Raw genomic sequence first — 23,457 nt, 5'->3', positions numbered from 1 at the left:
AATAGATGGGTAGAAAAGGAGTAGTGACATGGATAATACAAAGGTGCGTGTTGAAAACGTAACAAAAGTATTTGGGAAACACCCGCAAAGAGCGCTGTCTTTATTAAAAGAAGGAAAAAGCAAATCGGAAATTTTGAAAGAGACAGGAATGAACGTTGGTGTAAAAAAGGCAACCTTTGAAGTATATACTGGAGAGATTTTCGTTATTATGGGTTTGTCTGGTAGCGGGAAATCTACGTTAGTTCGGATGTTAAACCAATTAATTAAACCAACAGCGGGACATATATACATAGATGGTGAAGATATCGCAACGATGGGAAAAGAAGAGTTGCGAAGAGTGAGAAGAACGAAGATGAGTATGGTGTTTCAAAAGTTCGCTTTATTTCCACATCGTACAGTGATACAAAATGTTGCGTACGGGTTAGAAATTCAAGGAGTTCCAGTAGAGGAACGAGAGAATAAAGCGTTAGAATCGCTACAGTTAGTAGGACTTGATCATCATAAAGATAATTATCCAAGTCAACTTAGTGGCGGTATGCAGCAACGTGTTGGAATCGCAAGGGCATTAACAAATAATCCAGATGTATTGTTAATGGATGAGTCATTTAGTGCATTAGACCCACTGATTCGAAAAGAAATGCAAGATGAGCTGTTAGAATTACAAGATAAAATGGAGAAAACAATTATTTTTATTACACATGATTTAGATGAAGCTCTTCGAATTGGAGATCGTATCGCATTAATGAAAGATGGAGAGATTGTCCAAATTGGAACACCGGAAGAAATTATGATGAGTCCTGCCAATGAATTTGTAGAGAAATTCGTAGCGGATGTAAATTTAGGAAAAGTAATCACGGCGGAATCTATATTAAAACGACCGGAGACTTTATTAATTGATCGTGGACCGCGTGTAGCACTTCAAATTATGAGGAACGCTGGTGTTTCTACTGTGTATGTTGTTAACAAAAAGTATGAGTTTTTAGGGATATTAACGGCAGATGATGCGAGTAAAGCCGTTCAAAAACAGTGGCCAATTGCTGATTTATTACTTACCGATATCCCGCATGTGTATTTAGATACTTTACTTGAAGAAACGTATGCGAAAATGGCGGAGATGAAATATCCGTTACCAGTAATTGATGAGAAGAAAAGGCTAAGAGGAATTATTAAACGCGAAAGTGTCATTCAAGCTCTTGCAGGTAATATTGAGGAAGAGGTGAAAGACGATGAGTAGTATACCACGTATTCCATTAGGGGAATGGGTCGATTCATTTGTTGCAAGTTTATATGAACACCTTGAAGGCTTATTCCGAGGATTCTCATATATTATCGGTGGATTCGTTGATTTACTCACTAATTTTTTAACAATAATACCGGCCATATTGATGATTATTATCCTTTGTTTCCTCATTTGGTACACAACGAGAAAGGTATCTTTAATTATTTTTACACTGATCGGTTTATTATTTATTTTAAATATTAACTACTGGGCACAGACGATGCAAACATTAGCACTTGTACTTACGTCTGTTATTATTTCAATTATTGTAGGAATCCCAATCGGAATTTTAGCTTCTCAAAATGAACGCTTCTCAAAATTTTTAAAACCGACATTAGACTTTATGCAAACAATGCCGGCTTTTGTATATCTTATTCCTGCGATTACATTTTTTGGAGTAGGTGTAGTGCCTGGGATTATCGCATCCGTAATCTTTGCAATGCCACCGACAATTCGTTTTACTGACTTAGGAATTAGACAAGTTCCAGAAGATTTAATTGAAGCAGCGAATGCGTTTGGCTCTACCGCATCACAAAAATTATTTAAAGTACAATTACCACTCGCAACTGGAACGATCATGGCTGGCGTGAACCAAAGCATTATGCTTTCTTTATCTATGGTAGTAACAGCATCTCTTGTAGGAGCACCAGGTCTTGGAGTTGATGTATACCGATCTGTAACACAAGTTAATATCGGAATGGGATTTGAAGCCGGACTAGCTATCGTTGTCATTGCGATTATATTAGACCGTATTACACAAGGATTTCATCAAAAAAGAAGATAACAAAAAAACACACTTTATTATACAAAGTGTGTTTTTTGTTTGAATAGATTACATACGAACAATGGCAGAACCACCAGGTGGTGCACAAACTTGTTTTTGGTGTTGTTCCATTGATTTATATTTGGATTCCAATGAGGATGCATTTGAATCATTCCTCCTTAAATAACTTACTGATATTTCTTATAGTAAATGCCTATATATATTTAATGGTTACTTGAAATTTTTTCATTATAAAAGGAGTATGCACAGAAAATGGAAAATATTATATGTGAAGTTATAGTGCATTTTTTGGAAATATTCAAGTGAGATAGTGAATATATTAATACATTCAAGTAAATGTATGTTATTTAGGGAGAAATGATGGGAGGAGATGCAATTTTGGCTAAAAATAATAAAAGGAATGATGCCTTGGCAATAGGTGTCGGTATAGGGGTTGTAATCGGTGTGTTTCAAGGGTTCTTTACTAATAATTTAGTAATCGGAATTGTGATTGGAATCGTAATTGGGATTGCGTTTTTGAAGAAATAATAAGGTGCAAATTTATTTCAAAAATTGCCGAATTGAAAGAATGAATTTTCGGAATATAAATCCTTTTTTTATGATATTATTAATAAAAAGGATGGTGATGGATATGTCAACAAATAATCAAGTAGAACGAAAATGCTTTATTTGCGAGAAACATAAAGGAAATATTACAGTTCCAGGTGGAGCTATTTATGAAGATGAACTCGTTTATGTTGGACATGTCCACTGGGATAGTGAAGAAACATACCTTGGTTATGTAATGATAGATATAAAAAGACATATACCCGGTCTTGCTGAACTAACAGATGAGGAAGCGAAAACGTTCGGACTTATAACAAGTAGAGTAAGTAAAGCGTTAAAAGAAAGCGAAGGTGCAGAGCATATTTACACTTTTGTTTCAGGAAATGGTGTACCACATATGCACATGCACATCATACCGCGTTATCCAAATACACCCAGAGAATTTTGGTCACCAACTGAAGTAGCGAAATGGACTGATGCGCCATATGGTGACGAAGAGAAAATCAAAAAAATATGTGAAAGAATACGAAAGTATATGTTAAATGAGTATGCATACAACAAATAATAGACAATATTCTTGGGTTGGAAATACAGAAATGTGTTTAGGAGAAATTTCAGTTAAACAATATGGTGACGTTGTACTTGGAAAATACGGCGGGAATATAAGCGCCGGAGCAAAAAAGAACGAAGATGGTGCGTTAGTTTGGTCAAATGGTGATTGGGAATTTGCAGCTATTTTAGATGGACATAATAGTGCGGAAAGTGTTGATTTAGTAGTAAATACAATCCAAAAAGAATATGAAAATATAAAAGTAATGATGAATGAATCGATTGATACAGTATTTCGATCTGTTGAAAATCATCTACTTACAATCTTTCAATCCCCCTCATTTAAAGAAAAGTGCAAAAGAGTAAAAGGTGAAACAGCGTGCTTAATATGTGTAAGAAAAGAAAACTACATATGGTGGTTATCTATTGGCGATTGTTTAGTTTATGTATTTCATGAAGAGTTATATAAGTTAGGACAATATGCATTAAATCAACGTCACTTTTACGAATGGATTGGAAATGTAAATACCTTTGATTTATCTGTACCTTGCTACTCAACCGGAATTCGTGAATTACGTACTGGGAAGAATCGAATTGTAATGGTTACAGATGGAGTATTAGAATGCGGGGAACGACACTATGAAACACCATTAAATCTGTATAATGATATGAACAGAAATAATATAGAACTTGAAGAAAGTGTTTATTATGTATTAGAGCACGTTCATCATCAATTCGGACGAGATAGTGCGACTATTATTAGTTGGGACGTAGAGAACAAAATGAGTACTACGTATCCGAGTGATCAGCCGGAGAAAATCCAGACGATAAGATAAAGGAGGTGATCTCTCTAATCCATGTGAAAGTAATTGTATTAGTTTTATGGATCATATTCTTATTTGTTTTAGAAAATATAGTGAGAAAAAGGCTAAATATACCGAAACAAAAAGGATGGAATAATAAATATGTAAATAAGCTGCATAAATGGGGAAACAGGATTATTATTTTTTCGTATATAGTAGTTATAATTATATGTTCTTCTCTTTCGAACCCTCTATACATGGGCTTCCTACCCTTTCTGTTTTTAATTACGTTGTATAGTTTCGAATCATATATGGAATGGAAATATGATAGAGAATCAAGGGAGTTTTTGATGTCCTTAGGCGGAGTTGTATCACTATTGATGTTACTTATTAGAACAGTTTTTAAGAATAAAATTAAATGTGGAGAAAAGAGGCTTCTTTGGATATAAGCATGTGAATAGTTTACATGTAAAAATAGAAATAGGGCTTATTATTATTTATGTAATAAGTAGTTGTTATTATATGTTTAAATTTGAAAACGCTAAAATGGCTTATGTCATGTTCGTTTATTTAGGGATATCATTGACTTTAAGAGCATGGATGGAATGGAAGTATGATAGAAAATCAAAAGAATATATACTGTCGATAACGGGAATGGTTACATGTATATTGATGCTCTCAATACTCGTTTATTTCGTTCCACCTGCTGCATAATAAGGTGATTATTAATGGTACAAATAAAGAGTTAACTAATAAATAAGAAACCATTTACTACTAAATGGTTTCTTATTTAAATTCATCATTTATTTTGGCTAATATGGATGTAACGAAATTCGTTTTATCCTCAGCATATTGATGTTTATCATTAGGATTAGCTTGTAAAAGTTGAATCTTTAACTGTTCATACTGTATACGAGAAGTTTTGTTGTTTATTAAGTAATCTCTAAATTGTAATTGCTCTATTAAATATGTATTTCCTTGTTCATACATATGAATTTGATGAGTTCGTGGTTCTCCTTTATTAAAATAATATCGTTCAGGTAGTACATCTTTTCTGTATTTATAGTTTAGCAGTTCTAACTTTTTAATACATGTTAAACCGTCTGTATAATCTTTTAGTTCGATTGCAATATCAATAATTGGCTTTGCGCTTAAATGTGGAATAGAGGTACTACCAATGTGGTGTATCGCTAAAATATGTTCGCCAATTTGTTCCTCAATGAATTGTTTCTCTTTCATATATTCAATTTCCCATTGTTCAGTCCACGGAACTAAAAATACTTGTCCATATGGTAAACCTAACATTTAATTCGCACCCCTTTCAAAATGGTTTTCAAAAAGTCTATTACATTTTCTTAAAGGTTCTCAAAACAATGTATTCCCACAATCTCCAAGGAAGAATCTTCTTTGCAAAGATCATAAATTTTACACCTTTTCCAATCGGATATCGTAAATTCGTTCGCTTAGATTCAGCGATTTCTACAATTTTATTAGCAACATCTATCGGATTACCAAATGTATCACTGCCGCTATTAATATGTTTTTGTATTTTATTCATATATTCTTTGTAAGGAGAAGTGGTATCAGATTGGTTTGTAGCTAGTTGTTTACCAACTTCCCATATATTTGTGTTATAAGAACCAGGTTCCACTAAAGCAACATCTATTCCGAAAGGTTTTACTTCTAAACGAAGGGATTCACTCCAGCCTTCTAATGCATATTTTGAAGAAACGTAAGGGGATAGACCAGGGAATCCAACTTGACCACTAATGCTGCTTATATTAATGATTTTCCCACTTTTTTGTTCTCTCATATAAGGTAATACAAGTTGAGTAATTGATATAGCTCCAAAAAGGTTCGTTTCAAATTGTTTACGGTATTCCTCTACTGGAATTTCTTCTACAAAGCCCCCATTTGCATATCCTGCGTTATTAATAAGTAGATCTACTCTATTTATTTCTTTTATATATAATTGAAAGTTATGTATAGAGTTTTGATCGGTTACATCTAATTGTTGAACTGTTATGTTTTGCTGCAAGTTGAGTTGAGTAGCTTGAGATATTAAGTTCGCTTGTTTTTCAAGGTTTCGCATTGTAGCGATAATTAAATAATCTTTTTTTGCGAGTTCGAGTGTAGTTAATAGTCCAAATCCACTTGAGGCTCCTGTAATAATTGCGACTTTTTTGTTCATTTTCTGCCAGCTTTCTTTTTCTTTTATCATAACGAGTTATGATAAGAAAATCTATTATTCTACCATTCATTTTGAAAGAAGTACCCATTCATGTTATACGAGCTTTTTTAACGACTTTTAAAAGAGGGAATTATATGGACTTAGCGTATATAGAGAAGTGAGTATGAATACGTTAATGAAATGAGGGAAGAAAAATGGCCCATGTGAAAGATGTATTAGCAGATCAATTATTGGCGAATGCAAACGATCCCAGTTGGTATATTCCATTTTCAGATGCAGTGAAAGATTTATCAGAGAGAGAAGCTTTCTGGAAACTGAATGAAGAGAGTAATAGTATAGCTGAAATTGTACAACACTTACTGTATTGGAACTCAACGTGGCAAACTAGATACAAAGAATCAAATGTGAATGCCGTGCCCGCAATTGGTGATAATAATAAAAGTTTTATGCTTTCAGATAATCAATCTTTCGATGAATTAAGAGAAAAACTACTAGAGAAACTGTTACTATGGCAAAAGCTAATAAATGAAGAAAAGGTTGAAAGTGATGTGGTTGGATTTCCGGTATGTGCAAAGTGGTGGGAAGTGCTAGCAAATGTCACAACTCATAATGCTTATCATATAGGTCAAATTATTTACATCCGGAAGTTACAGAAGAGTTTTGATCATGAATAAAATAATAATTCTCAAATTAGGTGAACAAAAGTGGACAAAACGAGACAGATGTCTCATTTTGTCCACTTTTTTATTTTGAAAGAAAAGAGGAAACCTATTAAATCAAGGATTAGAATTTGGCACAGTAGTTGCAATATAAAAGATGAACAAAAAAATAGGAGGGCTGAACATGTTAAAAACAACTGAAAGTAAAGGGAATGAAATTACGAAAGAACAAGCTCGTTGGATGTATGAAAAAATGTTAGAAATTCGTAAGTTTGAAGATAAGGTACATGAATTATTCGCGCAAGGCGTTTTGCCAGGTTTCGTTCATTTATACGCAGGTGAAGAAGCAGTAGCAGTTGGTGTATGTGCCCACTTAACGGATCGTGACAGTATTACAAGTACGCATAGAGGACATGGGCATTGTATCGCAAAAGGCTGTGATTTAAACGGGATGATGGCTGAACTTTTCGGGAAAGCGACAGGGTTATGTAAAGGGAAAGGCGGTTCCATGCATATTGCTGATTTAGATAAAGGAATGCTTGGTGCAAATGGGATTGTAGGCGGAGGTTTTCCACTTGCTTGCGGCTCAGCATTAACTGCTAAATATAAAGGAACGAAAGATGTGAGTGTTTGCTTCTTCGGTGACGGAGCAAATAATGAAGGGACATTTCACGAAGGGGTTAACTTAGCAGCGATTTGGAAGTTACCAGTTATTTTTATCGCCGAAAATAACGGTTACGGTGAAGCAACGACATTTGAATATGCGTCAAGTTGTGATTCCATTGCAGATCGAGCAAAAGCTTACAATATTCCAGGTGTTCAAGTGGATGGAAAAGATTTACTTGCAGTATATAAAGCCGCGGAAGAAGCAGTAGAACGTGCGCGTAATGGTGGTGGTCCAACAATAATTGAATGTATGACATATCGCAATTACGGTCATTTCGAAGGTGAAGCACAAACGTATAAAACTTCAGAAGAAAAAGAAGAACATTTAAATGAAAAAGATGCGATTGTGAATTTCCGTAAGCATTTAATTCATGAAGCGCTATTAACTGAATCTGAACTTGTCGATATGGAAAAGGCAGTAGATGAAGCAGTGCAAAGATCAATTGAATTTAGTGAAAATAGTCCATATCCAGAGGATGAAGAATTATTAAAAGATGTATACGTTTCTTACAAATAAGAGGAGGGTGAAAAATAATGACTAGAACAGTAAGTATGTCAACTGCAATTAATGAAGCGATGAAAATATCAATGCGTCGTGATGAAAATGTAATTTTAATCGGAGAAGATGTTGCAGGCGGTGCACAAGTTGATCACTTGCAAGACGATGAAGCATGGGGCGGTGTGCTTGGTGTTACGAAAGGCCTTGTACAAGAATTTGGTCGAAATCGTATTTTAGATACACCTATTTCAGAAGCGGGTTATATGGGAGCGGCGATGGCAGCTGCAGCAACAGGATTACGTCCGATTGCTGAATTAATGTTTAATGATTTTATCGGTAGTTGTCTTGATCAAGTATTAAACCAAGGCGCAAAGTTCCGCTACATGTTCGGTGGTAAAGCGAAAGTGCCAGTTACAGTACGTACGATGCATGGTGCTGGTTTTAGCGCAGCGGCACAGCATTCACAAAGTTTATATGCGTTATTTACGAGCATTCCAGGTATAAAAGTTGTCGTTCCTTCTACTCCGTATGACGCAAAAGGTTTATTATTAGCAGCAATTGAAGATGACGATCCAGTTATCTTCTTTGAAGATAAAACACTTTACAATATGAAAGGCGAAGTACCAGAAGAATACTATACAATTCCATTAGGGAAAGCAGATATTAAACGTGAAGGTTCTGATGTAACAATCGTCGCAATTGGAAAACAAGTTCATACAGCACTTGCAGCTGCTGAGCAATTATCGAAAAAGGGACTTGAAGTAGAAGTAATTGATCCACGTTCTTTATCACCACTGGATGAGAATATGATTTTAGCATCTGTAGAAAAAACGAATCGCCTAATTGTTATTGACGAAGCAAATCCAAGATGTAGTATCGCAACGGATATTGCAGCAATTGTAGCGGATAAAGGATTCGATTTGTTAGATGCACCTATTAAACGAATTACAGCACCACATACACCAGTTCCGTTCTCACCACCACTTGAAAAGTTATATTTACCAACTCCGGAGAAAGTAATTGAAACTGTATCAGAAATGATCGGAGACCAATCTTTATTACATGTGTAATGAAACGATGAGAAGGGAGAGAGAAACATGGCTGTAGAAGTTGTAATGCCAAAGTTAGGTATGGCGATGAAAGAAGGTATTATTACGAGCTGGAATATTAAAGCAGGCGATAACGTATCAAAAGGTGAACTAATTGCTAGCATTAACTCGGAAAAAATCGAAACTGAAATAGAAGCACCGGCTGATGGAACTGTTCTTGATATAGCTGTAAGTGAAGATGAGGGAGTGCCGCCGGGTACTGTAATTTGCTATATCGGTAAGCCGAACGAAAAAGTAGAAGTCTATGAAAATACAAATGTTGTAGAAGAAAAAACACCTAATGCAGAACCTAAAAATATACAACATCCAGAACCATATGCGAAAGAAGTAGCGAAGCAAAGAATCAAAATATCTCCGGTTGCGAAAAAGATTATAAAAACTGAAAGTCTTGATATTAGATCATTAATTGGTACAGGACCTGGAGGAAGAATTACAAAGGTAGATGTTTTAAAGGCACTTGAGGAAAGAGTTGCAATTCCAGAAGTACTTGAACAAGAAGAAAGTAAAGTCATTCCTGTGACTGGTATGAGGAAAGCAATCGCAAACCGTATGCATGCAAGCCTACAAAATAGTGCGCAATTAACATTAACGATGAAAGTAGATGTGACAGATTTAGTAGCTTTACATAAAGACATAGCGGAAGTTGCACAAAAACGATACGATAACAAACTAACCATTACGGATTTCGTTTCTCGCGCTGTTGTATTAGCACTTGCGGAGCATAAAGAAATGAACAGCGCTTATATAGATGATGCAATTCATCAATTTGAACATGTTCATTTAGGCATGGCAGTCGCGTTAGAAAAAGGATTAGTCGTTCCGTCTATTCGCTTTGCTAATAATTTATCTTTAGTAGAGTTATCTAAAGAAATTAAAATTGTGGCACAAAAAGCAAGAGAAGGTAGTTTAAGTAGTGACGATATGCAAGGGACAACCTTTACAATTAGTAATTTAGGTAGCTTTGGGATTGAATATTTCACACCAGTATTAAATACACCTGAAACTGGTATTTTAGGTGTTGGTGCAATTGAACATGTTCCTGTATATAAAGGGAAAAAATTAAGAAAAGGAAGTATGTTACCTTTAAGTTTAACATTCGATCATCGTGTATTAGATGGTGCACCAGCAGCTGCATTTTTACGTACAATTAAACGTTATTTAGAAGAACCTGTAACAATTCTTTTATAAAGAGAAGGTGAGAGAATGAGTAAATTAGTCGTTATTGGAGGCGGGCCTGCTGGTTATGTAGCAGCAATTACTGCGGCTCAAAATGGGAAAGATGTCACTCTTATTGATGAAGCTGATCTTGGCGGGACTTGTTTAAATGTTGGTTGCATGCCTACAAAATCATTGTTAGAAAGTGCGGAAGTGCATGACATTGTGAGAAAAGCGAATAATTACGGAGTTACGCTTAACAATGGAAGTATATCAATTGATTGGAAGCAAATACAGGTGAGGAAATCACAAATCGTAACGCAGCTCGTCCAAGGAATCCAATATTTAATGAAAAAAAATAAAATAAAAGTTATACAAGGTAAAGCAAAATTTGAAACGGATCACCGTGTGCGAGTTACAAACGGTAATAAAGAAGATGTAGTAGATGGAGAACAGTTCATTATAGCGGCAGGTTCAGAACCGACTGAATTACCTTTTGCTCCATTTGATGGGAAGTGGATTTTAAATAGTAGTCATGCAATGTCCCTAGAAAATATACCGAAATCATTATTAATCGTTGGCGGTGGTGTAATAGGTTGCGAGTTTGCAAGTATTTATAGTCGTCTTGGAACAAAAGTTACGATTGTTGAAATGGCACCGCAATTACTACCTGGTGAAGATGAAGATATCGCACATATTTTAAGAGATAACCTAGAAAATGATGGCGTAGAAATATTTACAGGAGCTGCTTTAAAAGGATTAAATAATTATAAGAAGCAAGCTTCATTTGAATATGAAGGAAGTATCCAAGAAGCCAATCCGGAATATGTTCTCGTTTCTGTCGGCCGAAAACCACGTGTACAAAAATTAGATTTAGAAAAAGCAGGTGTTCAATTTTCAAATAAAGGAATTTCTGTGAATGAACATATGCAAACAAATGTATCACATATTTACGCAGCAGGTGATGTGATTGGTGGAATACAACTGGCTCACGTTGCTTTCCATGAAGGAACGACAGCAGCGTTACACGCGAGTGGAGAAGATGTGAAGGTTAACTATCATGCAGTACCTCGATGTATATACACATCCCCAGAAATCGCAAGTGTTGGTTTAAACGAAAAAGATGCAAGAGAACAATATGGTGATATTCTTACCGGAGAATTTCCTTTTACAGCGAACGGAAAAGCGCTTATTATTGGAGAACAAACGGGTAAAGTAAAAGTTATCGTGGAACCTAAATATCAAGAAATTGTTGGGATTTCTATTATCGGTCCTCGTGCAACCGAACTAATCGGACAAGGAACTATAATGATTCATACAGAAGTTACCGCTGATATTATGAGAGATTATATTGCAGCGCATCCAACTTTATCTGAAGCGATTCATGAAGCGTTATTACAAGCTGTAGGGCATGCTGTGCATGCTTAAATAGAAATATAATAACCCACTATTCTCTACATTAATAAGAAAATAGTGGGTTGGATTTTTTCAATTAGTAAATATACAATTACTATTTAATTTCAATAGCTGAAGTAATGTCGTTCCAATCCGCAGCTAAATTGGCAGTCTTACCGTACCAATCAGCATGTTTAAATAAAACACCTTTTCCATATCCTTGTGTTGAAGTATGCTCCCAAAGTGTCGTTGAATAACTTGCAGAAGGTGAAGCTGTACTTACAGAAGAAATTCTATCATTCCAGCTAGAAGGTAAGTTTTTAAAACCGCTGCTCCAGTAAATATATTGGCCACCTTTATCTTTATGTTCATAAAAATCAGTACTACCAGCACCGCTACCTAAAGGATTAATTTTATTTTTAAGTACTTTTTTATCCTTTTCAATATAAGCATCTAATGTTTCGCGGCTAGTAAAACCGTAAGCTAGCCAATCTCCATTTTCATTTTGCTCTGGTAATACCATAGTAATTTGGATGTCTTTCTTATCCTGATCACTTAATTTTGCAAATGAATTAACATTCTGTTCATCCACTTTTAAATAATCAAAAGACTTAATTGTGTTAGCTTTTTCTTCAGCACTTGCTACGCCTAGTCCGCCAGTTAATGCAAAACCTGCTACTAATGTCCCTGCTACTAATTTCTTCAACATATAACCATCCCTTTTTGTTTAGATTTTTGTACAGGTGAATCTTGTACAACTAAAATGTATTCTATTTTTTTATTTTTGTAAATATTCTGAAGTTTTAGAAATAAAAGGCGGAATATTTATAGTTTTGCATTTTTTCTTTAGAAAAAATAGTTATTGGAATGATATAATAAATAGATGTATTGCTTTTGTGGGATGTTAAAATGTTTTAGGGGTGGTGCGATTGAAGAATTTCACTGGAGATTGGTATAAAGAAATGCAAATTATAGAATTTGTAAGTTTTATAGAGTCTATAAAAGAATGGTCAGAAATGGATATACAAAGTTTAATAGAGGAAATAAAGGAAAGGAAAACAGATTTATTAAAATTCCTTCCTGAATCCATACACCCATTTATTCATAACACCATAATTAATTCAGAATATCCTTCTAGTGAATTGAAAAAACTTATGAAAGAATGGATAGAGGATTGTGAGAAAAGAAGGGCTCATTTAGATCGATTCTACTTAGAGCAATTCCATTCGATTAAGAAAAAACTCCCAACAAATGTTATTCAGTTACATGATTACTCACTACATGACAGTGTAGTCAAATCAGTAGAGAGAATATCAAAAGATACGCTAATTATTATATTAGATTGCAGTGGTACTTTCAGTGAATTTGATAAACTAGAAGTAACTTTTACAGGCGTAACGAAATGTTCTATTCCGGAAGATTTTGAAGGTGCTTGGTGGTTATGTCATGAAATAGATCTTATTAATGAAGGATTCGAATTGGGTGTTTTATTTGATTGCCCATTTCAAGAAGTGACGATTTGTGCAAAAGACGTATTGCTTGAGATAGGTAATTAGTAAAGTTTATAACTTTACTAATAAAAAACAGTCTTATAGGACTGTTTTTTATTTAGATGCTAAATTATCAAGTTTCCAATATATATATGTTAAAGGGCAGATTTGCTATATATATAATTATTTTGGTGAAGTTTTCAAGTTAAAAAGGATAGAAAGAGGGAGAATACTGTATAAAACGGAATAAATAAGAATTGAAAATATTGTAAAACGGAAGAGACATGCATATAATTAAAATAAGGATGAGATTTCAGAATCTTCAATAACGGCGGTGGGTATATGTTTACTGAAGAGCGTAGAGAGAAAATTTTGGAGTTACTGAAGAAAGATGGAAGGGTAATTGCTAAAAATCTTGCGGAAAGTTTCGATATGTCTATTGATTCGATAAGAAGAGATTTGTCTATTATGGAAAAGGATGGATTATTAAAAAGAACGCACGGAGGTGCAATTGAACTTACGCGAGTGAGAAACTTAGCTGCCGAACCAACGAAACGTTATAGTGATCGTTCTATAAATGAAGAAGCGATTGCAAAAGTTGCTGCATCCTACATACAAGAAGGAGATTCCGTTTTTATTGGCGGGGCCTCTATTCATTATGCGATGTTAAAGTATTTACCTGAAACATCATTTACAGTGATTACGAATGCTTTAGAAATTGCTAGTAAGTTAAGGGAATTTAAAAATGTAGAAACGTATTTAATTGGTGGAAAGGTGAAACCATCAGGAAATATGACAGATACACTTGCCTCCGAAATGATAAGTAGATTATCTATTGATCTTTATTTCTCTACAGGTGGTGGCATTTCATTGAACGGTATAAGTACTGCAACTCCAGAAGTTGCTTATTTTGGAAAAAGAGTAAGTAAAATTGCAAGAAGAAATATTTGTTTAGCTCCTCATAAGAAACTTGGAATAGACGGATTTATAAAAGGAGAGTCACTGATAGAAATTGACCTTATAATAACAGATGAAGAGGCTAGTAAAGAAACGATTCAAGAATTTGAGAAACAAGGTAAAGAAATTATAATAGCGTCAATAACCCCCATTTAAAAGGAGTTTGAAATGATTATAAAAGAACAAGAGTTTTATATAAATGGATTAACTTACACAATTCGTTCAGCAGCTCAAACGGATGCTGAGCAATTATCGAAGATTAGAGTTCAGATCGATGGCGAAACTGAAAATATGGATAGAGAAGCTGGAGAGGGATTTATAGATAAGATAGGTTTTCAAAAAATAATAAAAGCAGATAGTGAAGAGATGAAAAATCTCTTTTTAGTTGCAGAAGTGCACAACCAAATCGTAGGATTCTCAAGATGTGAAGGATCAAATTTGAAAAAATTATCCCATAAAGTAGAGTTTGGCGTTTGTATTTTAAGAGAGTTTTGGGGATATGGAATTGGTAAGAGTCTCTTGCAACAATCTATTCAGTGGGCTGATGAAAATGAAGTGAAAAAGATATCATTACAAGTGTTAGAGACAAACGAAGCAGCCATTCAACTTTATAAGAAATTAAGTTTTGAAGTAGAAGGTATTTTGAAACATGATAAAAGACTATCGGATGGGAAGTATTATAATACAGTTGTAATGGGAAGATTCATAAAAGAGGTGTAGTGGGATGTTTTACAGAAGAAAGTATTATATAGTAAAGAATGAATTTGTAGAAACATTTAATGAGCATTTTAATACTACGAACTTCCCCAATCAATTAAAGCATGGTTCCAGGTTAATAGGACGCTGGATGAAAGATAATAATGATGGCACAACAGAAATATTCGCCATATGGGAATATGATAGTTATGACCAGTATAAAGACATTGAATCGAAAATTAGAAATGAAAAGATACATGTTAACAGAATACATGATTGGTATGAAAAACATGGCGGAAGAGAATATGTTTTACAGAAGTACATATTAGAGTTGAAAAATGAAGAGTTAGTATGTACTGTAAAGTCATAGAGGAGTGAGGGATAGTGGGAATTAAAACAAAATTATATTTTAGTTTAGCATCCACTACTTTATTTGCAATAGCGTTGATAGTTTTCTTTATAAACGGCAATCCACAAAAGTGGTTTTGGTTATGTATTTTCTTTGCGTCTATTATACAAAATATAGTTTTACTAAAAAAGAATAAAGAATCGCATTGATATATTCATATTATTAACATATTTGTGTCGTCTTTCTAGTTTCATTGAAAACGCTTTTATACAGTTTTATAATAAAAGTATGTTTTTACAGATCTCCAAAACAATGAATAGGGAGATGATACAATGTTAGCTTCACCGTTTTACTTACATACATGGAAAAAGTTTGTTGATGAAGGAGTCCTTGATTCGAACCGTATGAACGAAAGAATTTCAGAGTCATGGCATCGATGTAAACAAGCAAATGTGAATCCTCATATGAATAAAGGTCAGAAAATTTTGTCTTCTAATATTTTTCAGGATCAAAAGAAAAAGAGTGAAATCTTCCTTGATATAGCAATACCTCAAATACAAAATATGAGAAAAACCATTGATGAGCTGCAAATGATGGCATTATTAATCGATCCAGACGGTTACGTTCTATCGTTAAGTGGAAATCAACAAACGTTGAAACGAGCGAAACATATTAACTTCATTGAAGGTGTGAAATGGACGGAAGCAGCTGTTGGTACAAATGCGATAGGAACCGCGTTGCAGATTGAAGAGGCTATTATGATAAGTGGTACAGAGCATTATTCTGTCGCATCTCATAGCTGGAGCTGCGCGGCCGCTCCCATTCATAATGATGATGGGAAATTAATTGGAGTTCTAGATTTCTCCTGTCCAATTGAATTTTCACATCCGTATATGCTCGGGATGGTAACTTCGATTGCACATGCGATTGAACGTGAATGTAGTATTCGAGTGCATCAAAATGAACTACATTTAATCCATCGTTTTTTAGATGTAATTGATAGTGATGAACAAGTTGTTATTTGTAATCATCGTGATGTTATCGTTTCTGCGAGCAAGAAGGTTCGAGAACGAGTTTCGAATTGGTCACGAATGAAACTTGAAGATTTAATACAAAATGGATTGAAACCAAAATTAGAAGTACCAGTATATAGTAATGATAGAATGATTGGGAAATGTATTTATGTAAAGGAAAATAAACGCGGAAATTTATTTTCTACTTCCCCATTTATTAACGGAATTACTTTCCCTGGAGTTATTGGTACAAGTAATGCATTTCAACATACGTTAGAAGAAATTAAGCTTGTATCTCCAACTGACGCTAGTGTATATGTTTGTGGTGAAACAGGTGTAGGGAAAGAATATGTAGCGAGAGCGATTCATGAAAATAGTCCAAGAAAAAATGGTCCTTTTATAGCTGTTAACTGTGGTTCATTGCCGAAGGAATTAATGGAAAGTGAATTATTCGGTTATGCTGAAGGTGCGTTTACAGGTGCACGGCGTCAAGGATATAAAGGGAAATTCGAACAAGCAGACGGTGGAACAATATTTTTAGATGAAATTGGTGAAGTGCCACCAGAGATGCAAGTGGCATTATTGCGTGTTTTACAAGAACGAACAGTAACCCCCATTGGCAGTTCAAAAGAGGTCCCGGTAAATATTCGTATTATTACAGCGACACATAAAGATTTACTGCGATTAGTAGAAGAAGGGAAATTCCGTCAAGATTTATATTATCGGTTACATGTTTATCCGCTATATGTTCCATCGTTAATAGAAAGAAAAGAGGATATTCCGTACTTCATACAACATTTTTGTGAACGAAAGAATTGGAATGTTGTATTTCCAAAGAGTATTTGTAATCAACTTTCACAACATACATGGCCCGGAAATATTCGAGAATTATTAAATGTGTTAGAACGTATTTACATTTTGTCGCAAGGACGGGAAATATGCGAAAAACAAATCTCTTTTTTATTACAAACTATGATGGGAAATCAACATCAACTTGAATTGCAAGCAGAAAATAAAACGGAGCATACATTAAATTTCCGTGAAAAAATACAGCGTGATAGTATGATTGAAGCGCTAGAAAAGACGAATGGAAATGTTTCGTTAGCTGCAAAACTGTTAGATGTACCTCGAAGTACATTTTATAAACGAATGCAAAAATATAAGTTATAAAGTAGATTTTTGTAATCTACTTTTTCTTTATGGGCTCATGTTCTGTCGGAATGTGCGCTTACCGGGGAAATAATAGATTAGTTAGAAATTAATTTCCGAAAGGGGGACTTATGTGAAGTATATTGAAATTGGAATTGGAAATAGGTGGTTCGTTCGAACAGAAACAGAAAATAAAGATGGAACTGAATTTGAGGAACGAGGAATTATAAAACCTATTTATTTTGAGTCTTTATATGTACGAATTTGGTTTTGGAAAACGTGTTTTATTTTTGATACGAAAGAAGGGTTTAAGAAAGTAAGAAAAAGTAGAGCTGAGTATAAGTTTATTGTTGGAATTGTGAGTAGGTTAACACAATAGAATCAAATAGGGGTTGTTTTTATGATTAGAATTACCACATTTATACTCGCTATTATTGTAATGGGCTATTCTATTTACAGTTGGAATGATGATTCTAAGCAAAATATGCTTATTTTGCAATTATTGTTAGGTTTTATGCTTGCTGGAATGGGGATACAAAATGTTAAGAAGGATGAAAAAGAGAATAAGAATATGGGACTGTTGCTTTTACTTACATCGCTAATTTGTATTATTGTATCGCTAATAAAATATTTAAAATAACCTGGTACTTAATTTGTTGAGTAACAGGTTATTTTTTTGAAGTTTGCTCATTAAAAATTTTAATAGCTGTTTGGTACATCTCTTTATCAATACAAAATCTTTCTGTTATCCAATAGGCAAGTTCAGAAGAGGCAAGGCTATGTTCGCTTCTCTTACCTTGGAAATATTGCTAAGGCATTCCCGTTATTAAAAAAAACACTTTTAGCATCACCATAACCAGATAAAATATTTTTATAGACCATACAATAGCACACCTATATAAATGAGTGTGCTATTTATATAGCCCAGTCGTATACATTTCCGTCAATGTATGCACAATTTCTCCTAACTCTAATTCTTTATCATTTTTCACAATTGCCCAAAGAAACATCTCATTCATCGCGAACCAAGCACTAGCTACAATTTCTTTATTTAATTCAGGCTGTGCTAATCCACCTTCTTGAGAGTATGTAATATCCTGCGCAATACTGTTTATAAAGCGTTCCCGTATCTCGTCCCATTTTTGACGTATCTCTTTTGATAATCCAATTGCTTCCTGCACAACTTGTAATATAGCTCGTTCTTTTTCTGCTAGTTGTAGGAATGCTCTAACTTGATTTTGAATCATTTTATGTGCTTCTTCTTTCGTTTGAGGGGAAAAGGAGCGCTCAGCAATATCATAAAATTGATTCATGACATCTTCCATTAAAACGATAAGGAGATCATCTTTGTTTTTAAAGTATACATATGCCGTTCCATAACCAGTTTCTGCATGTTTAATAATTTGTGTAATAGTCGTTTTTTGAAATCCGTTATGTATAAAAATAGTGTAACCAGCGTGTAATAGTTTCTTCTTTGTCTCTATGGAGCGGTGTTTTCTTGATGAAAGAGTATTGTTTTTCAAAGAATCACCTCTTTATACTGAAATATCTGAAAATATAACTGTATTGTAAAAGAAATTCACATATAAAGTCAACTGACATAATATCATTGACGTTATATCAACTAAGGTGATATATTTCAATTAGTTAGAATAAAAAGAAAATTAAAAGAAGGTGACACCATGTATAAAGAACCATTTCAATCAACTTATGAATATGCGCTTGAATGTGATAAACATGATGAACTGAAAGATTTTCAAACTGAATTTTATAAAAAAGAAGGAACAATATATTTAGATGGAAACTCATTAGGACTACTTTCAAAAAGAGCAGAGAAATCGTTACTTACGTTGCTACATTCATGGAAAGAGTATGGAATTGATGGCTGGACAGAGGGTGAGCATCCGTGGTTTTTCCTTTCGGAGAAATTAGGTGAATTGACAGCGCCTCTTATTGGAGCTTTATCGGAAGAAACAATTGTAACCGGTTCCACTACTACGAATATACACCAAGTTATTGCGACGTTTTATGAGCCGAAAGGAATACGTACAAAAATTCTTGCTGATGAATTAACATTTCCGTCAGATATATATGCACTTCAAAGTCAAATTCGTTTAAAGGGTCTAGATCCAGATGAGCATTTAGTACGAGTGAAGAGCCGAGACGGTAGAACACTTTCTGAAGATGATATTATTCAAGCAATGACAGATGATATCGCGTTAATTTTATTGCCTTCTGTACTATATAGAAGCGGCCAAATTCTTGATATGAAGCGTTTAACAGCGGAAGCACATAAGCGTGGTATTCATATCGGATTCGATTTATGTCATTCAATCGGTTCTATTCCGCATTATTTCAAAGAATGGGATGTTGATTTCGCCATTTGGTGTAATTATAAATATTTAAATGCAGGACCTGGTGGAGTTGCGGGCCTTTATGTAAATAAAAAGCATTTTAATAGACTTCCAGGATTATCAGGTTGGTTTAGTTCTAGAAAAGATAAGCAGTTTGATATGGAACATACATTAACAGCTGCTAATCATGCAGGTGCTTATCAAATTGGTACACCGCACGTATTAAGTACTGCACCTTTAATTGGTTCTCTTGAAATATTTAAAGATGCTGGTATAGAACGTTTACGTGAAAAATCGCTACATATTACAAGATACATGCTGGATTTAATTGATTATGAATTAAAAGATTACGGATTTACAATTGGAAATCCATTAGAGGATGAAAAACGAGGCGGGCACATTTATTTAGAACATGCAGAAGCAGCACGCATATGTAAAGCGTTAAAAGCAAATGGAGTTATCCCTGATTTCCGTGCACCTAATGGAGTAAGACTTGCGCCGGTCGCTTTATATAACACATACGAAGAAGTGTGGAAATCTGTACAAATATTAAAGAAAATTATGAAAGATGAAGAGTATAAGCAGTTTGAAAATAAGCGAGAGGTTGTGGCATAAGTATGAAAGCTTCAGAGTGGATTGATATTTCACAACCGCTAAATAATAATATTGCTACTTGGCCAGGTGATACACCGTTCTCGTATGAAGTTTCATGGTCAAAAGAAGAGAGTGGCTCAGTAAATGTCGGAAAGTTAACGATGAGTATTCATACAGGTACTCATATTGACGCACCGTTTCATTTTGATAATGATGGAAAGAAAGTAATAGATTTAGATGTTCAAGTTTATGTCGGTCCAGCGCGGATCATTGATGTTTCTAATCTTGAAAGCATTGGGAAAAAGGAATTAGAAACCTTTCATTTAGAAGGTATAGAACGCTTGTTGTTACGCACATCTTCACATGGTAAAGCGAATGAATTCCCGGATGTAATTCCGCATTTACGTGCTGATATCGCACCATTTCTTTCTGAAAAGGGAATTCGTTTAATTGGGGTAGATGTACCATCAGTAGATCCATTAGACGATAAAGAATTAGCAGCGCATCACCAATTGTTTAAACATGGTATACACATTTTAGAAAATGTCGTACTAGATCATGTAGCAGACGGCGATTATGAATTAATCGCATTACCACTTGCCTTAACAGATGCAGATGGAAGTCCAGTTCGAGCAGTTATTAGACCAATATAAGTAGAATTATATAAAAGGGGCGTTTGGCTAATATGAAAGAAAACGAAAAGGTAATTATGGAAAAAGGAATTCATACGGACTTTAAAGAGAATATGACGTACGGGGAGTATTTACAATTAGATAGTTTACTATCTTCTCAAAAGAGATTATCAGATCATCATGATGAAATGTTATTCATCGTGATTCACCAAGCAAGTGAACTTTGGATGAAGCTTATTTTACATGAGTTAAACGCAGCGATTGAATCTATTAAACAAGATAAATTACAACCAGCTTTTAAAATGTTAGCACGTGTATCAAAAATTCAGTCGCAAATTATTCAATCTTGGGATATTCTTGCAACATTAACACCATCAGAGTACATTGAGTTTCGTGACTCACTCGGTCAAGCTTCAGGTTTTCAATCGTATCAATATCGTATGATTGAGTATGCGCTTGGCTATAAAACGCCGCACGCATTAAAAATTTATGAAAAAGATCCAGAATTACACGCTCGACTTCATACAGCACTACATGCACCAAGTTTGTATGATGTGGCAATTCAAGCTCTTGTAAAAGAAGGATTCCCTATTCATAAAGATGTGTTAAATCGTGATATTACGCAGCCTTATGAAGAAGACGCAACAGTAGAAGCAGCATGGATAGAAGTGTATGCAGATGTGAAGAAGTATTGGGATTTATATCAGCTTGCTGAAAAATTAATCGATATTGAAGACTGGCTACAACAATGGCGTTTCCGTCATATGAAAACGGTAGAACGTATTATTGGTCATAAAATGGGAACAGGTGGATCTTCTGGTGTATCTTATTTGAAAAGGGTACTTGATCAATGTTTCTTCCCAGAGCTTTGGAATGTTCGTACGAAATTATAAAAAACAAACCTGTCAGTTTATTACTGGCAGGTTTGTTTTTTATTTGAACGCATTTATGTTTTAATTAAAGCTACAAGATATAATAAATAAGGTAATGATTTAATTGGAGGTAAAGTTTTGGATTTCAAGCAACTAGAAAATAAATTTGAAAAGAAAAAAGTAAATACATTTCTCGTTTATCAAAAAGGTGAGCTAACCAATGAATATTATAAAACGATAGAATGTGCAAGTAATTTATATAAAATAAACTCGATTACAAAAAGCATTGTATCTATATTAATTGGTATTGCAATTGATAAAGGATATATAAATGATATACATACACCGATTATAGAGTGGATTGAAAATGTATCTAATGAAAAGCGGGATTTGACTCTTTATCATTTATTAACGATGACTACAGGTGAGGATTGGAAAGAGTTCGGAAATGGAGTAGTGTTCCCAAATGATTTTGTAGAATCGGAAAACTGGGTGCAGTATATATTAGAAAAACCAATAATGGAAGAACCAGCTACAAAAATGAATTATAACTCAGGGTCTTCTCACTTGCTTAGCTATATTGTTCAAGAAGTTACCGGAATGTCGACAGAGCAGTTTGCGAAAAGATATTTATTTGATCCATTAGAAATTACCGAATATGAGTGGCAACAAGATCCGCAAGGCATACATGTCGGCGGTTTCGGTATGAAAATGAAATCTAAAGATTTATTAAAGCTCGGAATATTATGTTTGCAGAATGGATATTGGCAGGGGAATGAAATTGTATCATCGAAATGGTTAGAAGAATCAAGTACACCTCTATTTGAAACGTATGAACATGTCGGGGCATATGGATATCACTGGTGGGTATTGAATAACGAAAGATTTCACATACCGTATTGTATGTATTTTGCTATGGGATACGGCGGACAATACATCGTTATCATTCCACAGTTAGAACTGGTAGCAGTTATTAGTAGCCATATGCCAAAACGCGGACTCGTTCCATTGAAATTATTTATTGAGCATGTACAAGAGAATGATAAGTTGATATAAGAAGAGGAGAGAATGTATGAGAGGTGTAAAAACATTAGCTTTATTTAGACTATGTTTAAGTCTTCTAGCATGTAGCGCCATTATTACGCAATTTATAATAAGGGCACAAGTGAAACCGTTCAATCCAGTTAACTTTTTTAGTTTCTTTACGATTGAAAGTAACATCTTAGTTGCATGTATTCTCCTTTTAAGTAGTATTGGAACAGCTACATTTGGTCGATCAGAGCAGTTTAGTATACTTCGTGGTGCCGCAACTGTATATATACTTACGACAGGACTCATTTATTTTTTGCTATTAAGAGGATTAGAAGAATCACTTCAAACCGCAATACCATGGGTGAATACGGTGCTACATTATATCATGCCAATTGCCATGCTTTTAGATTGGATTTTAAATCCACCTAGTAAGAAAATCACTTGGAAACAAGCTGCAAGTTGGCTCTTATTCCCGTTTTTTTACGTTGTGTACAGCTTAATTCGTGGTCCAATCGTAAATTGGTATCCATATCCGTTTTTAGATCCGAGAATAGGTGGATATGGTAGAGTACTTATATACAGTATAGGGATAGCAGTTGTAATTGGTGCTATTTGTATATTGGTAAGATTTTTAGGGAACCGAGATTTTAGGAAAGAATTTTAGAAATGAAAACCCCACTGTTA

Annotated in this window: 28 protein-coding genes; 24 read left to right on the top strand and 4 right to left on the bottom strand. The window is 34.4% G+C overall.

What is annotated here, in order from left to right; translation table 11 throughout:
- Positions 1-28: 28 nt before the first annotated feature.
- From ABH961_RS08935 to ABH961_RS08905, 7 genes are all read left to right on the top strand, one after another.
- A complete protein-coding gene (locus tag ABH961_RS08935; protein ID WP_000370614.1) occupies positions 29-1,234 on the top strand; it encodes a quaternary amine ABC transporter ATP-binding protein in 1,206 nt (401 codons plus the stop codon).
- Positions 1,227-2,063 carry an ABC transporter permease gene (locus ABH961_RS08930; protein WP_000095064.1) on the top strand — a complete coding sequence of 279 codons (837 nt, stop codon included), beginning with the start codon at positions 1,227-1,229 and terminating at the stop codon, positions 2,061-2,063. Before ABH961_RS08935 ends, ABH961_RS08930 begins: the two co-directional genes overlap by 8 nt.
- A 360-nt stretch (positions 2,064-2,423) precedes the next feature.
- Complete coding sequence (locus tag ABH961_RS08925) at positions 2,424-2,591, top strand: glycine zipper domain-containing protein (protein ID WP_048547350.1); 168 nt, start codon at positions 2,424-2,426, stop codon at positions 2,589-2,591.
- Between the two features lie 40 nt (positions 2,592-2,631).
- A complete protein-coding gene (locus ABH961_RS08920; RefSeq protein WP_098077537.1) occupies positions 2,632-3,174 on the top strand; it encodes an HIT family protein in 543 nt (180 codons plus the stop codon).
- Positions 3,158-3,994, top strand: coding sequence for a PP2C family serine/threonine-protein phosphatase (locus ABH961_RS08915; RefSeq protein ID WP_098077585.1), 837 nt, complete (start codon positions 3,158-3,160; stop codon positions 3,992-3,994). Before ABH961_RS08920 ends, ABH961_RS08915 begins: the two co-directional genes overlap by 17 nt.
- A 17-nt stretch (positions 3,995-4,011) precedes the next feature.
- Positions 4,012-4,410, top strand: coding sequence for a DUF4181 domain-containing protein (locus ABH961_RS08910; RefSeq protein ID WP_098077582.1), 399 nt, complete (start codon positions 4,012-4,014; stop codon positions 4,408-4,410).
- The gene (locus ABH961_RS08905; RefSeq protein WP_098077535.1) at positions 4,370-4,675 is read left to right on the top strand and encodes a DUF4181 domain-containing protein; all 306 of its coding nucleotides are present in this window, start codon (positions 4,370-4,372) and stop codon (positions 4,673-4,675) included. The genes ABH961_RS08910 and ABH961_RS08905 overlap by 41 nt, the downstream gene beginning before the upstream one ends.
- A gap of 72 nt (positions 4,676-4,747) precedes the next feature.
- Here the strand turns inward: ABH961_RS08905 and ABH961_RS08900 are convergent, their stop codons facing one another.
- The gene (locus ABH961_RS08900; protein ID WP_098077533.1) at positions 4,748-5,266 is read right to left on the bottom strand and encodes a GrpB family protein; all 519 of its coding nucleotides are present in this window, start codon (positions 5,264-5,266) and stop codon (positions 4,748-4,750) included.
- 40 nt (positions 5,267-5,306) lie between these two features.
- Positions 5,307-6,152, bottom strand: a complete 846-nt coding sequence (locus tag ABH961_RS08895; RefSeq protein WP_048547873.1) for an oxidoreductase — start codon at positions 6,150-6,152, stop codon at positions 5,307-5,309.
- Positions 6,153-6,346: 194 nt separating this feature from the next.
- Here ABH961_RS08895 and ABH961_RS08890 point away from each other — a divergent pair, with 194 nt between their 5' ends.
- From ABH961_RS08890 to lpdA, 5 genes are all read left to right on the top strand, one after another.
- Positions 6,347-6,826, top strand: coding sequence for a DinB family protein (locus ABH961_RS08890; RefSeq protein ID WP_048547343.1), 480 nt, complete (start codon positions 6,347-6,349; stop codon positions 6,824-6,826).
- A 169-nt stretch (positions 6,827-6,995) separates the two neighbouring features.
- Complete coding sequence (acoA, locus tag ABH961_RS08885; protein WP_098077530.1) at positions 6,996-7,994, top strand: acetoin:2,6-dichlorophenolindophenol oxidoreductase subunit alpha; 999 nt, start codon at positions 6,996-6,998, stop codon at positions 7,992-7,994.
- A gap of 17 nt (positions 7,995-8,011) precedes the next feature.
- Complete coding sequence (gene acoB / locus ABH961_RS08880) at positions 8,012-9,046, top strand: acetoin:2,6-dichlorophenolindophenol oxidoreductase subunit beta (protein WP_404519249.1); 1,035 nt, start codon at positions 8,012-8,014, stop codon at positions 9,044-9,046.
- Positions 9,047-9,073: 27 nt separating this feature from the next.
- A complete protein-coding gene (locus tag ABH961_RS08875) occupies positions 9,074-10,273 on the top strand; it encodes a dihydrolipoamide acetyltransferase family protein (RefSeq protein ID WP_404519248.1) in 1,200 nt (399 codons plus the stop codon).
- A gap of 15 nt (positions 10,274-10,288) precedes the next feature.
- Positions 10,289-11,668 carry a dihydrolipoyl dehydrogenase gene (gene lpdA / locus ABH961_RS08870; protein WP_404519246.1) on the top strand — a complete coding sequence of 460 codons (1,380 nt, stop codon included), beginning with the start codon at positions 10,289-10,291 and terminating at the stop codon, positions 11,666-11,668.
- An 82-nt stretch (positions 11,669-11,750) separates the two neighbouring features.
- On the opposite strand, the gene ABH961_RS08865 is transcribed toward lpdA, so the two are convergent.
- The gene (locus tag ABH961_RS08865) at positions 11,751-12,344 is read right to left on the bottom strand and encodes a hypothetical protein (RefSeq protein ID WP_048547333.1); all 594 of its coding nucleotides are present in this window, start codon (positions 12,342-12,344) and stop codon (positions 11,751-11,753) included.
- 220 nt (positions 12,345-12,564) lie between these two features.
- Between ABH961_RS08865 and ABH961_RS08860 the strand changes: the two genes are divergently transcribed.
- The 7 genes from ABH961_RS08860 (at position 12,565) to ABH961_RS08830 (ending at position 17,929) form a co-directional block, all read left to right on the top strand.
- A complete protein-coding gene (locus ABH961_RS08860) occupies positions 12,565-13,191 on the top strand; it encodes a DUF4085 family protein (RefSeq protein ID WP_048547331.1) in 627 nt (208 codons plus the stop codon).
- Positions 13,192-13,467: 276 nt separating this feature from the next.
- Entirely contained in the window at positions 13,468-14,238 is a 771-nt protein-coding gene (locus ABH961_RS08855) for a DeoR/GlpR family DNA-binding transcription regulator (RefSeq protein WP_098642434.1), read from the top strand.
- Between the two features lie 12 nt (positions 14,239-14,250).
- Entirely contained in the window at positions 14,251-14,802 is a 552-nt protein-coding gene (locus tag ABH961_RS08850) for a GNAT family N-acetyltransferase (RefSeq protein WP_098077515.1), read from the top strand.
- A 4-nt stretch (positions 14,803-14,806) separates the two neighbouring features.
- Entirely contained in the window at positions 14,807-15,148 is a 342-nt protein-coding gene (locus ABH961_RS08845) for an NIPSNAP family protein (protein WP_107134566.1), read from the top strand.
- Between the two features lie 311 nt (positions 15,149-15,459).
- Positions 15,460-17,310 carry a sigma-54-dependent Fis family transcriptional regulator gene (locus tag ABH961_RS08840; RefSeq protein WP_098642432.1) on the top strand — a complete coding sequence of 617 codons (1,851 nt, stop codon included), beginning with the start codon at positions 15,460-15,462 and terminating at the stop codon, positions 17,308-17,310.
- Positions 17,311-17,422: 112 nt separating this feature from the next.
- Positions 17,423-17,668: a DUF3977 family protein gene (locus tag ABH961_RS08835; protein ID WP_098067942.1), complete on the top strand. Its 246-nt coding sequence runs from the start codon at positions 17,423-17,425 to the stop codon at positions 17,666-17,668.
- A gap of 21 nt (positions 17,669-17,689) precedes the next feature.
- Positions 17,690-17,929: a DUF3953 domain-containing protein gene (locus ABH961_RS08830; protein ID WP_048547317.1), complete on the top strand. Its 240-nt coding sequence runs from the start codon at positions 17,690-17,692 to the stop codon at positions 17,927-17,929.
- A 271-nt stretch (positions 17,930-18,200) separates the two neighbouring features.
- Here ABH961_RS08830 and ABH961_RS08825 read toward each other — a convergent pair whose 3' ends face one another.
- The gene (locus tag ABH961_RS08825) at positions 18,201-18,812 is read right to left on the bottom strand and encodes a TetR/AcrR family transcriptional regulator (protein ID WP_098191622.1); all 612 of its coding nucleotides are present in this window, start codon (positions 18,810-18,812) and stop codon (positions 18,201-18,203) included.
- A 159-nt stretch (positions 18,813-18,971) separates the two neighbouring features.
- On the opposite strand from ABH961_RS08825, the gene kynU reads away from it, so the two are divergent.
- From kynU to ABH961_RS08800, 5 genes are all read left to right on the top strand, one after another.
- The gene (gene kynU / locus ABH961_RS08820) at positions 18,972-20,258 is read left to right on the top strand and encodes a kynureninase (RefSeq protein WP_404519245.1); all 1,287 of its coding nucleotides are present in this window, start codon (positions 18,972-18,974) and stop codon (positions 20,256-20,258) included.
- A gap of 2 nt (positions 20,259-20,260) precedes the next feature.
- A complete protein-coding gene (gene kynB / locus ABH961_RS08815; RefSeq protein ID WP_048547311.1) occupies positions 20,261-20,890 on the top strand; it encodes an arylformamidase in 630 nt (209 codons plus the stop codon).
- Positions 20,891-20,922: 32 nt separating this feature from the next.
- Positions 20,923-21,762, top strand: coding sequence for a tryptophan 2,3-dioxygenase (gene kynA, locus ABH961_RS08810; protein WP_000661964.1), 840 nt, complete (start codon positions 20,923-20,925; stop codon positions 21,760-21,762).
- Between the two features lie 117 nt (positions 21,763-21,879).
- Complete coding sequence (locus ABH961_RS08805) at positions 21,880-22,797, top strand: serine hydrolase domain-containing protein (RefSeq protein ID WP_098047680.1); 918 nt, start codon at positions 21,880-21,882, stop codon at positions 22,795-22,797.
- A 16-nt stretch (positions 22,798-22,813) separates the two neighbouring features.
- A complete protein-coding gene (locus ABH961_RS08800) occupies positions 22,814-23,437 on the top strand; it encodes a Pr6Pr family membrane protein (RefSeq protein WP_064475460.1) in 624 nt (207 codons plus the stop codon).
- The last annotated feature ends 20 nt before the right edge of the window (positions 23,438-23,457 follow it).

This window comes from Bacillus sp. RC251 (assembly GCF_044908765.1).
Classification (GTDB): domain Bacteria; phylum Bacillota; class Bacilli; order Bacillales; family Bacillaceae_G; genus Bacillus_A; species Bacillus_A wiedmannii.
The sequence above is the reverse complement of the archived record's forward strand: the minus strand, read 5'-3'. Positions and strand labels throughout refer to the sequence as shown.

Coding starts and splice junctions, on each gene's coding strand:
- ABH961_RS08875 (WP_404519248.1), top strand. CDS start 9,074: ATGGCTGTAGAAGTTGTAATGCCAAAGTTAGGTATGGCGATGAAAGAA.
- acoB (WP_404519249.1), top strand. CDS start 8,012: ATGACTAGAACAGTAAGTATGTCAACTGCAATTAATGAAGCGATGAAA.
- ABH961_RS08895 (WP_048547873.1), bottom strand. CDS start 6,152: ATGAACAAAAAAGTCGCAATTATTACAGGAGCCTCAAGTGGATTTGGA.
- lpdA (WP_404519246.1), top strand. CDS start 10,289: ATGAGTAAATTAGTCGTTATTGGAGGCGGGCCTGCTGGTTATGTAGCA.
- ABH961_RS08930 (WP_000095064.1), top strand. CDS start 1,227: ATGAGTAGTATACCACGTATTCCATTAGGGGAATGGGTCGATTCATTT.
- ABH961_RS08840 (WP_098642432.1), top strand. CDS start 15,460: ATGTTAGCTTCACCGTTTTACTTACATACATGGAAAAAGTTTGTTGAT.
- ABH961_RS08845 (WP_107134566.1), top strand. CDS start 14,807: ATGTTTTACAGAAGAAAGTATTATATAGTAAAGAATGAATTTGTAGAA.
- ABH961_RS08925 (WP_048547350.1), top strand. CDS start 2,424: ATGGGAGGAGATGCAATTTTGGCTAAAAATAATAAAAGGAATGATGCC.
- kynB (WP_048547311.1), top strand. CDS start 20,261: ATGAAAGCTTCAGAGTGGATTGATATTTCACAACCGCTAAATAATAAT.
- acoA (WP_098077530.1), top strand. CDS start 6,996: ATGTTAAAAACAACTGAAAGTAAAGGGAATGAAATTACGAAAGAACAA.
- ABH961_RS08935 (WP_000370614.1), top strand. CDS start 29: ATGGATAATACAAAGGTGCGTGTTGAAAACGTAACAAAAGTATTTGGG.
- ABH961_RS08900 (WP_098077533.1), bottom strand. CDS start 5,266: ATGTTAGGTTTACCATATGGACAAGTATTTTTAGTTCCGTGGACTGAA.
- ABH961_RS08865 (WP_048547333.1), bottom strand. CDS start 12,344: ATGTTGAAGAAATTAGTAGCAGGGACATTAGTAGCAGGTTTTGCATTA.
- ABH961_RS08920 (WP_098077537.1), top strand. CDS start 2,632: ATGAATTTTCGGAATATAAATCCTTTTTTTATGATATTATTAATAAAA.
- ABH961_RS08850 (WP_098077515.1), top strand. CDS start 14,251: ATGATTATAAAAGAACAAGAGTTTTATATAAATGGATTAACTTACACA.
- ABH961_RS08830 (WP_048547317.1), top strand. CDS start 17,690: ATGATTAGAATTACCACATTTATACTCGCTATTATTGTAATGGGCTAT.
- kynA (WP_000661964.1), top strand. CDS start 20,923: ATGAAAGAAAACGAAAAGGTAATTATGGAAAAAGGAATTCATACGGAC.
- ABH961_RS08855 (WP_098642434.1), top strand. CDS start 13,468: ATGTTTACTGAAGAGCGTAGAGAGAAAATTTTGGAGTTACTGAAGAAA.
- ABH961_RS08800 (WP_064475460.1), top strand. CDS start 22,814: ATGAGAGGTGTAAAAACATTAGCTTTATTTAGACTATGTTTAAGTCTT.
- kynU (WP_404519245.1), top strand. CDS start 18,972: ATGTATAAAGAACCATTTCAATCAACTTATGAATATGCGCTTGAATGT.
- ABH961_RS08915 (WP_098077585.1), top strand. CDS start 3,158: ATGCATACAACAAATAATAGACAATATTCTTGGGTTGGAAATACAGAA.
- ABH961_RS08890 (WP_048547343.1), top strand. CDS start 6,347: ATGGCCCATGTGAAAGATGTATTAGCAGATCAATTATTGGCGAATGCA.